Below are 12,999 nucleotides of genomic sequence, written 5' to 3'. Positions count from 1 at the left end.
GTAGATGGCACGACAGTGGACGTATGGGCAGCGGCTGGGCTTCGGGTTCATCGTCACGGCGGTGTTGACGCTCGTCACCGGGGCGGTCACCGTCTGGGCGCTCAACACGGTGGTCGCCGGCAAGGACCAGGTCATCGACGTCGGCGTCAAGGGGCTCGCGGCCGCCCAGGAGCTGCGGGTCGCCGTCGAGGCCAAGAGCAGTGCGGCGCGGGCGTACCTGCTCACCGGCGACCAGCGGTACGCCCAGCAGATCACCGCCGCCCGGGCCCAGTTCAGCGCCGCGGCCGAGCGGATTCGCGAGGTGCTGGACACCACCGAGGAGCGGGACCTGCTCGACCAGGCGGCGGCGGGTGAGCAGCGCCACCAGGAGGTGCTGCAATCGGTCATCTCCCGGCGCGATGCCCCGGGGGCGAACCTCGACGCGGTCAGCTCGGCGTTCGAGAGCGACGTCGTGCCGCAGCGCGATGCCCTCGACCGCAGGATCACCGCGCTCGTCACGCTGCTCGACCGGGACCTGCACACGTCGCAGGACGCGGCTTCGCGGCGGGCCACGGTATCCATCGTCGTCGTGGTCTCGATCGCGGTGCTCTCCGTCGGGTTCGGCATCGTCAGCGGGCTCACGCTCAGCCGGGCCCTGACCCGTCAGGTCGCCGGTACCGTCGGGCACATCCGCAGTTCGTCGGCGCAGCTGGAGGCCTCCGCCGGGCAGCAGGCCACCGGGGCGCGGGAGCAGGCCACCGCGATGAGTGAGATCACCACGACGATCGAGGAGCTGCTCATCACCTCCCGGCAGATCGCCGAGGGCGCGCAGCGGGTCGCGAAGATCGCCGAGGAGACCGCGGCCGCGGCCGGCGCGGGGGACTCGACGATCGAGGAGGCCCGCGCGTCCATCGCCGCGATCCGCCGGCAGGTCGACCTCATCGTGCAGCACATGCTCGAGCTCGGGCAGCGTTCGCAGCAGATCGGCGGGGTGGTCGAGCTGGTGTCGGAGCTGGCCGAGCAGACGAACATCCTGGCCATCAACGCGACCATCGAGGCCTCGGGGGCGGGGGAGTGGGGGCGCCGCTTCGCGGTGGTGGCCGACGAGATCCGCAAGCTCGCCGACCGTACCGCCGGAAGCGCCAAGGAGATCCGCGCGCTCATCGAGGACGTGCGCGGGGCGGTCAACACCACCGTCATGGCCACCGAGACCGGGGCCAAGGCGGTCGACGCCGGCACCCGGCAGTTCAACGCGGTCACCGACTCGTTCCAGCAGATCGCCGACCTCGTCGCGTCGACGACCGAGTCGGCCCGCGAGATCGAGCTGTCGACCAAGCAGCAGACGACGGCCGTCGAGCAGGTCAACGTGGCGGTCACCGACACCGCACGGGTGACCCAGGAAAGTGAGACGAGCGCCGTGCAGACCCGGCAGACCGCCGCGCACCTGACCGGCCTGTCCACCACCCTGCTGCGCCTGGTCTCGGCGGACACGTCGACATGAGCGAGGCGAAGGACCCGCTGCGGTACTTCCGGATCGAGGCCCGCGAGCTCGTCGACCAGCTCGGTCAGGGCGTACTCGACCTGCAGGCCGGCGACGATCCGGAGCCCGTCGCCCGGTTGCTGCGCCACGCCCACACCCTCAAGGGGGCCGCCCGCGTGGTGCGCCAGGGTGACCTCGCCGACGCGGCCCACGCTCTGGAGGAGATCCTCGTACCCTTCCGCGACGCCGCCTCGCCGGTCCCCCCGCCCGTCGTCGGCGAGCTGCTGTCGCTGACCGACGCGATGTCCGCGATGGTCACCGCACTGTCGGCGCCCGGCCAATCTGATGTGAGCGAAAAATCCGAGGTGCCGGACGCGGTGGCGGCCACGCCGGCCGCGGCAACGGCGGCCACCGCGACGCCGGAGCCCGAGCGCGGCGCGGGAGCCGACGTGGACGAACTGCTGGAGGCCGTCGACGAGGCGCACGCGAGGTTCGCGCCGCTGCGCAGCCAGCTGGCCACGCTCGAACGGGCAAGGCGCACCGCCGAGGGTCTCGCCGAGCGGCTGCGCGCCGCGGCCCTCGCCGGCGCGGGCGGCGGCTGGGAACGAGACATCGGCGCGAGCGTGAGCGGCCCGGGAGCCGGCGCAGGCGGTGGGCGGAAACGGGGTGTGGGCGCGGGCCTGAGCGGCCCGGGAGCCGGCGCGGGCGGTGGATGGGAACTGGGCGTGAGCGGCTTTGGAGCCGGTGACCGCGGTGCCGCCCTGGCCGGCGCGCTGGCCGCCGATCTCACCGCGCTCGGCCGTCGCCTCGCCGAGACCGTCGAGCAGGTCCAGCGCGAGCTCGACGACATCCGCGGCCGTGCCGAGCGGCTGCGGCTCGTTCCCGCCGCCACCGTGCTGAGCACCCTGCACCGGGCCGTGTACGACGTGGCCGGCGCCGAGGGCAAGTCGGTGCTGTTCGACAGCCGCGGTGGCGACCTGCGCCTCGACCCGCACGTGCTCGCCCAGGCCGGCAACGCCCTGCTCCACGTGGTCCGCAACGCGGTCAGCCACGGCGTGGAGCCCGAGGCCGAGCGCGTCGCCGCCGGCAAGGAGCCGCAGGGCCGCGTCAGCATCGACGTGCGCCGCCGGGGGCGGTTCGCCGCGTTCCGCTGCCGCGACGACGGCCGCGGCTTCGACCTCGACGCGGTTCGCCGTCAGGCCGAGCGCCGCGGCCTGCTGCGATCCGGCGCCGAGGCCGACGTGCGCGAGCTGATGCGCCTGCTCATGCACGGCGGAATCTCCACCTCCGAGCAGGTCACCGGCGTCTCCGGCCGCGGCATCGGCCTCGACGCCGTGCGCGACGTCGCCGAGCGCCTCGGCGGCGAGGTGTCGTTGAGCACCGAGCCGGGCCGCGGCACCACCGTCGAGCTCGTCGTGCCGCTCGCGCTGGTGTCACTGTCCGGCCTGGCGGTGCGGGCCGGCGGGGTCCTGGCCGCGCTGCCGCTGGACGCGGTGCGCACCTGCGTGCTGCTGCCCGCGGTCGAGGCGGCCGCCGCGACCGCGGCCGGCGCGCTCGCCCACGACGGGCGGGTGCTGCCGTTCCTGCCGCTCGCCCGGGTGCTCGCGGACAGCGGGGCCACGGCCGGCGACGGCAGCGGGCGCGGGGTCGCGGTGGTGCTGAGCGTCGGGGAGCGGGTCTTCGCCGTCGGCGCCGACCGGCTGCTGGGCACCTCGACGCTGGTCGTACGGCCGCTGCCGGACCTCGCCCCGGCCGCGGCGGTCGTCAGCGGCGTCTCGCTCGACGCGGAGGGCAACCCGCGGATCGTTCTGGACCCGGCCGGGCTCGCCGCGTTCGCGGGCACCGGTGCCGCCCCCGGGCCGCCCGCGGCCGGGCCGGACGAGCCGCGGCCCGAGCCGGCCCCGATCCTCGTCGTCGACGACTCGCTCACCACCCGCATGCTGGAGCGCAGCATCCTGGAATCGGCCGGCTACCGCGTCGAGCTCGCCGCGTCCGCCGAGGAGGCGCTGGAGCGGGCCAGGCAGCGACAGTACGCCCTCTTCCTGGTCGACATCGACATGCCCGGCCTGGACGGGTTCGCGTTCGTCGAGCTGACCCGGGCCGACCCGCAGCAGCGCGACGTGCCCGCGATCCTGGTCAGCTCGCGCGCCTCGGCCGAGGACCGCCGTCGCGGGCTCGCGGCGGGCGCGGCCGCCTACATGGTCAAGAACGAGTTCGATCAGGAGCGGCTGCTCGGCCACATCCGCGACCTGGCGGGGCCGCCGGCATGATCAGGGTGCTCATCGTCGAGGATTCCGCCACGGTACGGCAGTGCCTGCGCGAGGCCCTGACACCCGCGGCGGGCTTCGAGATCGTGGGCGAGGCGACCGACGGCGCGGAGGCGGTCGAGCTGTGCCGGCGGCTGCGCCCCGACGTCATCACGATGGACGTGGTGCTGCCGGTGATGACCGGGCTGGCGGCCACCGAGCAGATCATGGCGCTCGCCCCGACGCCGATCCTGGTGGTCTGCTCGGCGGACCGGCGGGAGCTGTTCACCACGTACGACGCCCTCGCCGCCGGCGCCGTCGACGTGCTGGAGAAGCCGCGCGGCGACGCATCCGACGACACCTGGGCGCAGCGGCTGCGTACCGCGGTCAAGGTCGTCTCCCGCATCCGGGTGGTCACCCGGCGCCTGCCGGTCCCGCCGCCCGCCCCGGCCGCCGTGGCGGCGCCGGCCGCGGCCGCGATCCGGGCGGTCGTCGTCGGCGCGTCCACCGGCGGCCCCGGCGCGATCGTCCGGCTGCTGCGCGCCCTGCCGCCCGGGTTCGCGGTGCCGGTGCTGTACGTGCAGCACCTGGCGGCCAACGAGTCCTTCGCGCAGGCGTTCACCGGGTGGCTCGCCGAGCAGACCGGGCACCTGGTCGGGTACGCGCGCGGCGGCGAGGCCCTGTCGTCGCTCGGCGGCCGGGTCACGATGGCCCCGCCGGACCTGCACCTGCTGATGCGCGGCGGGCACCTGCACCTGTCCGCCGCGCCGCCGCGGCACTCGTGCCGCCCGTCGGTCGACACGCTGTTCGAGTCGGCCGCCGCGGACCTCGGGCGGCAGGCGGCCGGCTGCCTGCTCACCGGGATGGGGCGCGACGGCGCCGGCGGGCTGCTGGCGATGCGCCGGGCCGGGGCGGTCACGTTCGCGCAGGACGCGGCGAGCTGCGTGGTGTACGGCATGCCGCGGGAGGCCGCCGCGCTCGGCGCCGCCGAGGAGAGCCTGCCCCCGGAGCAGATCGGCGCCCGCCTCGCGGCGATGGCCGGCGCGGCGGCGACCGGATCGGGCGAGGGGAGGGTCGCGTGGCGAATACCGTCCTGATCGTCGACGACAGCCTCACCGTCCGCATGGACCTGGGCGAGGCGTTCGAGGACGGCGGCTTCCGCACCGTGCTGTGCCGCGGGCTCGGCGACGCGCTGGCGGCCTTCGAGTCCGAGCAGTTCGACGTCGCCGTCCTCGACGTGCGCCTGCCCGACGGCGACGGCGTCGATCTGCTGCGCCGCCTGCGGGCCCACCCCCGCCACGGCAGCGCGGTGGTGCTGCTGCTGTCCACCGAGGCCGAGGTCCACGAGCGGCTGCGCGGCCTGCGTACCGGCGCCGACGACTACGTCGGCAAGCCCTACGACGCCGCCGTGGTTGTCGCCCGCGCCCGGGACCTGCTGCGCCACGCCCCCGCCGACGGCGACCGCAGGCACGTGCTCGTCATCGACGACAGCCGTACCTTCCGCGAGCTGCTGCGCCAGCATCTGCTCGACGGCGGCTACGAGGTGACGGCCGCGGCCAGCGGCGAGGAGGGGCTGCGCCTGGCCGGGGCCCGCCCGCCGGACGCGATCATCGTCGACGGGGTGCTGCCCGGCATCGACGGAGCCACCGTCATCCGCCGCGTGCGGCTCGACGCGAACCTGCGCAACGTGCCGTGCCTGCTGCTGACCGCCTCCGACGACTACACCACCGAGCTGCAGATCCTGGAGGCGGGCGCGGACGCGTTCGTGCGCAAGCAGGAGAACCTGGCCGTGGTGCTGGCCAAGCTCACCGCGGTGCTGCGCAAGAGCGCCGCCGCGCTGCCGCTGCCCGACGCCGGTGGCGCGCGGCCGGCCCGGGTGCTGGTGGTGGACGCCGACAGCCAGTACCTGGAGTCGATGATCGGCTTCATGCACGAGGACGGCTACGAGGCGGTGCTGGCCCGCTGCGCCGACGACGCCCTCGCGATGCTCGCCGTGCAGCCCGCCGACTGTACCGTCATCGACCTGCACCTGCCCGAGATCGACGGCCGCGAGCTGTGCGAGCGCATCCGGGCCGTGCCGGGCCTGCTCGACATGCCGATCATCATCGTCGGCCACGACGACGTACTGCTGGAGTCCCTCGCCGCGGGCGCCGACGACTACGTGCGCCGCGCCGACGGCACCGGCACCCTGCGCGCCCACGTCCGCGCCCACCTGCGCCGCCAGCACCTGCACGAGCAGAACCGCCGCATCCGCGACGAGCTCATGCGCCGCGAGATGGAGGCGGCCGAGGAGCGCGCCGCCCGCCGCTTCGCCGAGGCCCGCGCCGAGCTGGTCGAGGAGCTGGAGTGGCGCAACCGGGAGCTGGAGGCGTTCAGCGGCTCGGTCTCGCACGACCTGCGCTCGCCGCTGCAGTCGATCCTCAGCTACAGCGAGCTGCTCGCGGAGGACGCCGACGGCGAGACCGCCCGGCACCTGGGCCGCATCCACGCCGCCGCCACCCGGATGAACGCCCTCATCGAGAGCCTGCTGCAGCTGGCCCAGGCCAACCGCGGCCAGATCCGCCGCGGCACCGTCGACCTCACCGCCCTCGCCGAGGACGTCGTGGAGGAGCTGCGCCAGCGCGACCCCGACCGCAGGGTCCGCGTCACGGTCACCGCGCGCATGTCCGCCGCCTGCGACGGCGAACTGGTCCGTGCCGTCTACACCAACCTCGTCGGCAACGCCTGGAAGTTCACGTCACGCACCCTGAACCCGGCCATCGACATCGGCTGCGACGGCCCGGCGTTCTTCGTCCGCGACAACGGCGCCGGCTTCCCGGCCGAGCGCGCCGAGGAGCTGTTCCGCCCGTTCGGCCGCCTCCACGACACCGCCGACTACCCGGGCACCGGCATCGGCCTGACGACGGTCCAGCGCATCATCGACCGCCACGGCGGCCGCGTCTGGGCCGAGAGCGAGCCCGGCCGCGGCGCCACGTTCTCGTTCACCCTCGCCGTGTGAAAAGCCTCGTCAGGGCCTCGGCGATCCGGTTGCCGAGGCCCTGACGGGTCAGGAGGAGCTGCGGGTGTCGCCCTCGCCGGTGTGCTCGGCGGCCATGTCGACGCCCTTGTCGATGTGCTCGCTGTACTTCCCGCCGGTCTTGTCGTCGGCGAAGTCACCGGCCTTCTCCAGAGCCTCGTCGACCTTCTCGTCGTGCTCGTCCGCGAGTTTCTTGACCTTGTCGAAGAAGCTGTTCATCGTGCCACCCTACCCAACCCGTCCGCCGCCACACCGAAGAAGTCGCCACCCTTGCGCCTGACGTCGTCGGTGCCCCAGGCGCGCTCCTCGGCGCTGACCTTCCGCAGGTGCGGGATGTGCTTGGCGCAGTGGATGTAGGCCTCCTCGACGTACACGTTCACCCAGCGCTCCGCCCGCCGCCCCGGCACCGGGTCGACCGGCAGGTGCGGGAAGTCCCGGCGCATCTGCTCGTCCGGTGCGACGGTCGCGTGGCCGTTGACGTGCAGGCCGATCACGTCGCGGAAGAAGTCCACGAACAGCAGCCCGACGTTGGGGTTCTCGACCAGGTTGCCCACGCTGGCCATGACGCCGTTGCCGCGGTACTCCGGCCACGCCAGCCGCCCCGGCGCCAGCACGGCCACGAACCCGGGCGGCCCGGCCCGCAACGTGCAGTCGCAGTTGCCCAGCGCGTCCGCGGTCGAGACGAACATCATCTCCTGCCGCCCGACGAACTCGATCATCCGCTCGTTCAGCGCCGGCAGGACCTGCTGGCGGTAGAAGCGCTCGGCCCGTTCGACGGTCCCCGCCCGCTTCTGCATGAGTCGCTCCCCGGCCGAGCCGGCTGCCTGATGCCCGATGACTGCGTCAACGCCTCCCATCGCAGCAGCGTCACACGTTCCCGGCCCCCGCCTGTCGCACATCGTGTGCGAGCCAGGGGCGCAGCGCCACCGCGGTGGCGCGCTCGACGGCCCGCTGTACCGCGGCCGGGTCCGGCGCGGGCCCGTCGCCGAGCAGCGCCTGCAGCGCACTGGTGACCGCGCCGACGAACGCCCCGACCAGCGCCGCTGCCGTCACCACGTCCAGCTCGCCGGGGAACGCGGCGGCGAGGCGCCGGGCGAGCTCCTGCTGCATGTCCAGCTGCAGCTGCAGGCTGCGCCCGCGCACGGCCGGGATCTCCTGGATGAACCGCAGCCGCAGCGCCCCGAGCCGGCCGGTCAGGTCGTCGCTGGCCGCGCCGACCAGGCTCAGGGCCCGCAGCAACACCTGTGCGGGCGTGTCGTGCGGCCCGCGGTGCTCGATCGCCTCCACGGCGGCCCGCAGGCGCCCGTCGGTCTCCGGGAAGAGCAGGTCCTCCTTGCTGGCGAAGTATCCGAAGAAGGTCCGCGTCCCGATCTCCGCCGCGGCGGCGATGTCGGCGATGGTCGTCTGCTCGTATCCGTTGCGCTCGAACAGCTCCACGGCCGCGCTGACGAGGGCCTGGCGGGTCCGGGCGCGCTTGATCTCCCGCAACGACATGCCGTACAGCATATCGCACTCGATGTTAATTGGCACTCATTGCAAACTTGCACTGAGTGCGGATACCGTGGAGTGCATGACGCCTTCGGTCCTCATCTCCGGCGCCGGCGTGGCCGGCACCACCGCCGCCTACTGGCTCGCGCGGCACGGCTGGCGGGTCACCGTCGTGGAGCGCTCCGCCGGGCAGCGCTCCAGCGGCAACCCCGTCGACGTGCGCGGCCCGGCCTGGCCGGTCGCCCGCGACATGGGCGTGCTGCCGGTGCTTCGCGAGCGCGCCACGCACGCCGACGGCGTGCGCGTCGTCGACACCGCCGGCCGCGCGATCGCCCGCCTGCCCATGCAGACCTCGCCGGACGCGCTGGAGATCCCGCGCGCCGACCTGGCCGCGGTGCTGCACCGCGCCGCGAGCTCCCACGCCGACTTCCGCTACGACGACTCGATCGTCGCGATGACCCCGGACGCCTCCGGCGTGGACGTGGTCTTCGACTGCGCCACCCCGCAGCGCTTCGACTTGGTCGTCGGCGCCGACGGCCTGCACTCGGCGGTCCGCCGCCTCGAGTTCGGCCCCGAGTCCGAGCTGGTCGGCCACCTGGGCGTGTGGGTCGCGACCCTGCCGCTGGGCTCGGCGGCCGACGATCCGCGCAACGTGCTGATGTACAACGAGCCGGGCCGCCTGGTCTCGCTCCACCCGTCGAGCGGCAAGGCGCTGGTGGCCTTCATCTTCCGCGGCCCGGCGATCCCCGGCCTGGATCACCGCGACGCCGAGCGGCACCGGGCGATCGTCACGCGGGCCTACGCCGGGGCGGGCTGGCGGGTGCCGGAGCTGCTGGAGCGGCTGCCCGAAGCCGACCTGTACTTCGACAGCGTCAGCCGAGTCGCCCTGCCGACCTGGACCCACGGCCGCGTCACCCTGCTCGGCGACGCCGCGTCGTGCGTCTCCCTGTTCGGCGAGGGCTCGAGCCTGGCGATGGCGGGCGCCCACACCCTGGCCTCCAGCCTCGCCACCGCCGGCTCCGACGTCGCCGCGGGGCTGCGCCGCTACGAGGCAACCCACCGGGCACTGACGGACGCGAAGATCCGCCACGCCGGCCGCGCGGCCGCCCTGGTGGTCCCCAAGACCCGCCTCGGCTTGGCCGCCCGCAACGCGACGGCCCGAGTGCTGAGCCGCCGCCCGGCAGCAGCCGCGTAGCGGCCGCGTTGCGAAGCGGGATTCCCCGATCCCACCACGGCCGGTCGACGGCCAGGGTGCGCCGGCTTGACGGAGCCGCGGCGGCCGGCGCGGTCAGTGCGGCAGCGCCCGGGGCGGCAGCCGCAGCAGGCACGGACCTGAGGCTGCTCGGCGATCCGTCGCCAGGCGGCCAGGGCTTCACCGACCGCGCCGGGCCACAGGCCGTGCGATGCCCAGTCCGCGGCCGTCTTCCACTCGATCCAGCTGATCTCGTGCTGACCGCGCCGGTCGAGTCCGCGCACATAGGGTACGTCACGACAGAGCGCCTCGTAGCGGCCAGCCGCTGCGATCGGCGGGCAGGGACTTCAACTTGCTACAGCGACGCTATGGGCGTCGACCGGGTCGGTCTTGCGACCCTGCCCGGTGCCGAACGCCCGCACCCGGGCGGACAGCTTGGCCGGCACGTCGATGACGGTCTCGCCGTCGGCGACCAGACGCTGGGCGACGTGCCGGCCGATCCCGGCGCAGCCCTCCACCGCCCATGTCCGGTCGGAGAACCGGCGGCCCGTGGCAAGCATCCGCGCGTGGCCGCACTGTGGACGATCGGCGAGGAGGGCAACGCCACTTCGAGCTGGGCATACCCCTCTTGAGCCACTCCCGGCCACGGTGACCAGCGGGCGCAGGCCAAATGAGAGTCACACCCATATGCTGTGGACAGCCGATGATGAGAGCCACCCGCTGGTCACCTCGACCCAGCCTGGCCGGGCTGGGTCGTACATCAAGTGAAACAAGTAGCCGATTTCCGCGAACCGCAGCCGGCGCGGTTTCTTGAACCGTTCCTCAACCGCGGACGGCGACCATCGAGTGCATCAAACGGGTCGCGCTCGTAGACTCTTGGAAATCGCTCAAATCTATTGCTTTTCCTCCCTCAAATTTAAATGTTTTCGGCTCTTGGTTTCAGCTTGCATCCGTAAGAGTGCTGGCTGCAATGATCGGGGATCATGATTCCGATCGCGGCCGGGACTCACGGCAGCCATCAGGTCCAAGCCAAAAGTAAAAAACAAAGAGCATTTCAAATTTCAGGAGGAAGGGCAATAGATTTGGGCTGTCCCCGAAGAGTTTACGAGCGCGACCCGTTTGATGCACTCGGTTGTCACCGTCCGCCGTTGAGGCACGCTTTGAGCATCGGCGGTGGCGGCGAGCGTCGAGTGCGCGGTCGGCTGTGCCGATTCGGCGCCGTCGGGCACCGGCGCGGGGTGATCATGGAGGGGTGACGCTCGACGCCCTGCTGGTTGAGGTGGAGGCCTGGCTGCGCCGGCATGCGCCGGCCACGGCCGCCCAGCTTGCCCCGCCGGCCACCGATGAGGACATCGCGCGATTGGAGGCCGCGGTCGGTTTCCGGCTCCTGCCCGAGGTGGTCACGCTGCTGCAATGGCACAACGGTGCGGGCGATCAGGACGGGGCCTTCACCCTCGGGCCGCTCCACAGCATGCTCAGCGCCGACGCGATCGCGAAGACCGCGCACATGCTCATCAAAATCAATGACAAGTCGCGGCTGGAGATGCCCGACTACCACTGGTGGAGGCGTACCTGGATCCCCGTAACGTCGGACTGGTGCGGGGCACACCATGTCGTGGACCACGGTCCCGACACGCCCGGCCGCGTCCTGTACTGGGATCACGAGACCGGCGAAGAACTGCTCGGCCCCTACCATCCGAGCCTGACGGCGTTCGTTGCCGAGTTGCTCGACGCGTTGCGGCACGGCACACCGATCGGCGACCTGCGCCCGATCGTCACCGCCGACGGCGAGTTGGACTGGGACTGACGCCGGCATTCGGTTCTCGTCCCACAGAACCTCGAGCGACTCGCCCGCCTCGATCGCCCGTTCATACATCACTTGAAGTAATCGCTACCCACAGACAGTCCTTCCCGGGACCAGCATCCGATCTGCAGCACCGAGACTGCTATGCGCGCAGCAGGTTTGCACGCAGGAACTCGTCAGTGAGGCGCTCGGTCTCGGGGCCGTTCTCGGGCAGCGCCGCGCCGTGGCACTGGGGCAGCCGACGCACGGTCACCGTGACGCCGTCGTCGGCCAGGCGGCGAGCGTAGGCCATGCCCTCGTCCCGCAGGACGTCGTAGTCGCCGAGTACGACCAGGGCCGGGGGAAGGCCGCGGAGGTCACGCGCGTGCATGGGAGACGCGTACGGTTCGTACGCGTCGGCCGGTGAGGCCAGGTACATATCCCACATCTCGATGGCGTTCTGGCGAGTCATGACGTATCCCTCAGCGAAGAGGCGCAGGGACTCGCTGTCGCAGCTGCTGTCGGTGACCGGAATATTGAGCACCTGTCCACGCAGTGGCGTCTCGCCCCGGTCTCGGCTCATCAGCGCGACCGCCGCCGCCAGGTTACCGCCGGCGCTGCCGCCGCCGACCGCGATCCGGTTCGCGTCGACGCCGAGCTCCCCAGCTTGGGCGGCGACCCAGGTCAGAGCTGCGTAGCAGTCCTCGACCGGGATCGGAAATTTGTGATCCGGTGACATCCGATAGTCGACGTCGACGACGACGACCCCGAGTTCACGAGCGCGCTCGGCGTGCACAGCGCCGCCGGCTCGCAGCACCTTGACCCCGCCATTGACCCAGAAGCCGCCACCGTGGAAGTGCAGATAGGCCGGCACATCGGTCGCGCCGTCCGGGCGGTACACGATCGCCGCGATCGACCTGGCCGAACACTGCGCGCAGCCCGACCAACCGCACGAACCGGTGACCGGGATGCGTACCTCCGACACGTCGACGCCCTCGAACATCGGAGGGGTGGTCCCGAACACGCCCAGGTCAAACAGCCGCGTGTGCTGGATCTCCCGCAGCCGAGCGATCTCGGCGAACCACAGGTCACGGGCGACCGGGTCGGCCGGGGGCTGCCGCTCGGCGGGAGCCCGGCCATCATCCAGCAGCGGCGTGACCTGTTCGATGATCTCGCGAAGTCGGGGTTGGGTCACCAGGTCCATGCGCCGGGACGATACGGTGCGCCCTGCTCGCCGTACAGCGAATCGGACCGCCCTGCGGAACGTCACGAAAGCTCGACCGGCAGGGGTGTGCACGTCGACGCCAACCAGCACGCCACTGTGGGGATCGCGTCTCACCCTCGTCGCCCGTTGACCAACACCTCGGGCGCGCAGGGGCCGACGCCACCAGGCCGCGACATCAGGCCGCCGGCCGGTGCCGGTATGGTCCAGTGCTTCGTTGACGGCTTTCGTTCCCACTCACCGCTGCGGGGCAGTCCCGGACTTCCACCGGGTTCCCTCTTGCTACGCCCACCCCTGGCAAGGGTGAGCGAACCAGGCGCGGCAACACCGCATATGAGAGTCATCGAGAAGGCGAAACACCAGATGTCGTATCGGCATGTCGCGAACGCCACAACCTGCCGCCGGGGATTGACGCCGCCGCGACCTATCGACAGACTGACGGTCACAACTGCATAGCCGTGCGTTGATGGGGGAAGTCCGGTTGAAGTCCGGCGCTGGCCCGCAACGGTAGACGACGAACACCGACGTGTTGGTCGTGAGCCCGAATACCCGTCTTCGCGCGTGGTTTCTGCACCTCCCTACCCGTCGTGGCC

11 protein-coding genes and 2 riboswitches are annotated in these 12,999 nt (G+C 72.4%); of the genes, 6 read left to right on the top strand and 5 right to left on the bottom strand.

From position 1 onward, the window contains the following. The first annotated feature begins 4 nt into the window (after positions 1-4). From ACQPY0_RS38230 to ACQPY0_RS38215, 4 genes are read left to right on the top strand one after another with little or no spacing between them, the layout of a single operon-like run. Positions 5-1,480, top strand: coding sequence for a HAMP domain-containing methyl-accepting chemotaxis protein (locus ACQPY0_RS38230; protein ID WP_432972243.1), 1,476 nt, complete (start codon positions 5-7; stop codon positions 1,478-1,480). Next, complete coding sequence (locus ACQPY0_RS38225; RefSeq protein WP_432972240.1) at positions 1,477-3,729, top strand: hybrid sensor histidine kinase/response regulator; 2,253 nt, start codon at positions 1,477-1,479, stop codon at positions 3,727-3,729. The genes ACQPY0_RS38230 and ACQPY0_RS38225 overlap by 4 nt, the downstream gene beginning before the upstream one ends. Next, entirely contained in the window at positions 3,726-4,802 is a 1,077-nt protein-coding gene (cheB, locus tag ACQPY0_RS38220) for a chemotaxis-specific protein-glutamate methyltransferase CheB (protein ID WP_432972237.1), read from the top strand. The genes ACQPY0_RS38225 and cheB overlap by 4 nt, the downstream gene beginning before the upstream one ends. Further along, positions 4,784-6,703: a response regulator gene (locus tag ACQPY0_RS38215; RefSeq protein WP_432972234.1), complete on the top strand. Its 1,920-nt coding sequence runs from the start codon at positions 4,784-4,786 to the stop codon at positions 6,701-6,703. Before cheB ends, ACQPY0_RS38215 begins: the two co-directional genes overlap by 19 nt. 48 nt (positions 6,704-6,751) lie before the next feature. Here ACQPY0_RS38215 and ACQPY0_RS38210 read toward each other — a convergent pair whose 3' ends face one another. The 3 genes from ACQPY0_RS38210 to ACQPY0_RS38200 form a co-directional block, all read right to left on the bottom strand. Continuing rightward, positions 6,752-6,940, bottom strand: a complete 189-nt coding sequence (locus ACQPY0_RS38210; RefSeq protein WP_432972231.1) for an antitoxin — start codon at positions 6,938-6,940, stop codon at positions 6,752-6,754. After that, positions 6,937-7,518 (bottom strand): pyridoxamine 5'-phosphate oxidase family protein, encoded by a 582-nt coding sequence (locus ACQPY0_RS38205; protein ID WP_432972228.1) that lies wholly within the window; start codon positions 7,516-7,518, stop codon positions 6,937-6,939. The genes ACQPY0_RS38210 and ACQPY0_RS38205 overlap by 4 nt, the downstream gene beginning before the upstream one ends. 70 nt (positions 7,519-7,588) lie before the next feature. After that, the gene (locus ACQPY0_RS38200; protein WP_432972225.1) at positions 7,589-8,215 is read right to left on the bottom strand and encodes a TetR/AcrR family transcriptional regulator; all 627 of its coding nucleotides are present in this window, start codon (positions 8,213-8,215) and stop codon (positions 7,589-7,591) included. A gap of 76 nt (positions 8,216-8,291) precedes the next feature. On the opposite strand from ACQPY0_RS38200, the gene ACQPY0_RS38195 reads away from it, so the two are divergent. Further along, complete coding sequence (locus tag ACQPY0_RS38195) at positions 8,292-9,404, top strand: FAD-dependent oxidoreductase (protein WP_432972222.1); 1,113 nt, start codon at positions 8,292-8,294, stop codon at positions 9,402-9,404. Between the two features lie 344 nt (positions 9,405-9,748). Here ACQPY0_RS38195 and ACQPY0_RS38190 read toward each other — a convergent pair whose 3' ends face one another. After that, positions 9,749-9,961 carry a hypothetical protein gene (locus ACQPY0_RS38190; protein ID WP_432972219.1) on the bottom strand — a complete coding sequence of 71 codons (213 nt, stop codon included), beginning with the start codon at positions 9,959-9,961 and terminating at the stop codon, positions 9,749-9,751. A 692-nt stretch (positions 9,962-10,653) separates the two neighbouring features. Here ACQPY0_RS38190 and ACQPY0_RS38185 point away from each other — a divergent pair. Continuing rightward, positions 10,654-11,208: an SMI1/KNR4 family protein gene (locus ACQPY0_RS38185; protein WP_432972216.1), complete on the top strand. Its 555-nt coding sequence runs from the start codon at positions 10,654-10,656 to the stop codon at positions 11,206-11,208. 139 nt (positions 11,209-11,347) lie between these two features. On the opposite strand, the gene ACQPY0_RS38180 is transcribed toward ACQPY0_RS38185, so the two are convergent. Further along, positions 11,348-12,388, bottom strand: a complete 1,041-nt coding sequence (locus ACQPY0_RS38180) for an alpha/beta hydrolase (RefSeq protein ID WP_432972213.1) — start codon at positions 12,386-12,388, stop codon at positions 11,348-11,350. 189 nt (positions 12,389-12,577) lie between these two features. Beyond that, positions 12,578-12,739: riboswitch (cobalamin riboswitch) on the bottom strand. Positions 12,740-12,828: 89 nt separating this feature from the next. Beyond that, a riboswitch (cobalamin riboswitch) is annotated at positions 12,829-12,977 on the top strand. Positions 12,978-12,999 lie beyond the last annotated feature (22 nt).

This window comes from Dactylosporangium sp. CA-233914 (genome assembly GCF_050942935.1).
Taxonomy (GTDB): Bacteria; Actinomycetota; Actinomycetes; order Mycobacteriales; family Micromonosporaceae; genus Dactylosporangium.
The sequence above is the reverse complement of the archived record's forward strand: the minus strand, read 5'-3'. Positions and strand labels throughout refer to the sequence as shown.